At 45.8% G+C, this 681-nt stretch carries 1 protein-coding gene; it reads left to right on the forward strand.

Going from position 1 to position 681, the window contains the following annotated elements; all coding sequences use genetic code 11:
- Window positions 1-681, forward strand: a 681-nt coding sequence (locus AC1DUA_RS39835) for an aminoacyl--tRNA ligase-related protein (protein WP_477504905.1), incomplete at both ends; no start/stop codon positions are given.

The raw sequence follows: 681 nt of genomic DNA on the forward strand, positions 1-681 counted from the left end.
TTACAGAGGCAGCGCGACTACGATGAAGTACGTACACCGCTTATGATGAATAATCGGGTTTGGGAGCAATCGGGACATTGGGATCATTACAAGGATAACATGTACTTCACCAACGTGGATGAAACAAAATTTGCGCTTAAACCGATGAACTGTCCAGGACACATGCTTATTTTTAAAAACAGCTTACATTCCTACCGGGAATTGCCTATACGTCTTTCCGAATTTGGCCAAGTTCACCGCCACGAACTTTCCGGAGCGCTTAACGGGATGATGCGGGTCCGTACATTCTGTCAGGACGACGCACACCTTTTCGTTTTGCCTGAACAAATTGAGGATGAAATTAGCCGTGTTATTGCCCTGATTGATCACGTTTATCAAGTACTCGGCTTTGAGTACAAGGTCGAGCTATCTACGCGGCCCGAAGATTCAATGGGTTCAGAAGAGCTATGGCAGCAGGCTGAACAATCTTTACAAAATGTCCTGGACAAACTTGGTATCGAATATCATGTCAATGAAGGCGATGGGGCATTCTATGGACCCAAGATCGATTTCCACATTTTAGATGCGCTCAAGAGGAGCTGGCAGTGTGGGACAATCCAACTGGATTTCCAGATGCCTGAGAAATTCGATCTTACTTACATCGGAGAGGACAACCAGAAACACCGGCCAGTCGTTATACAT

This window comes from Paenibacillus sp. 01T422 (assembly GCF_056398785.1).